Source organism: Vibrio sp. Y176 (assembly GCF_033438945.1).
This window is the reverse complement of the sequence record NZ_JAWOQS010001260.1, coordinates 1-505: the sequence shown is the minus strand read 5'-3', so window position 1 is coordinate 505 and position 505 is coordinate 1. Positions and strand designations below refer to the sequence as shown.

At 46.7% G+C, this 505-nt stretch carries 1 protein-coding gene; it reads left to right on the top strand.

Going from position 1 to position 505, the window contains the following annotated elements; translation table 11 throughout:
• A partial coding sequence (locus tag R7O13_RS31290) for an efflux RND transporter permease subunit (RefSeq protein WP_318305785.1) occupies positions 1 to 505 on the top strand: 505 nt, incomplete at both ends.

The window sequence follows — 505 nt, the reverse complement described above, 5'->3', positions numbered from 1 at the left end:
GCTGGTTTTGTCGATACTGGATATGGGCGCTTTTCGGTCAAAGTTCCGTCGGTGTTTGATTCTCTGAAAGATGTTCTTGAACTGCCTATCAAAGTGAATGGCAAAAAAGTGATCACCTTTGGTGATGTGGCCACAGTTCGCCGAGCGTTTCGTGATCCGGAAAGCTTTGCCCGCTTGGATGGTGAGCCTGCCATTGTGCTTGACGTGAAAAAGCGTGCTGGCGAGAACATTATTGAAACCGTCGCGTTAGTTAAAGAGGTGATTGCTCAAGGGCAACTGCGAGCAGAGTGGCCAAGTAATTTGCAGGTTAAATACACTTGGGATCAGTCGGATGATGTCAAGCTAATGCTTAGTGATCTGCAAAACAACATTCTCTCGGCAATCATTTTGGTGGTCATCGTTATTATCGCGATCTTGGGGGGAAGAACGGCATTGTTGGTAGGGATCTCTATTCCAGGATCTTTCTTAACGGGGCTGTTAGTTCTCTCTGTTTTTGGTCTTACCG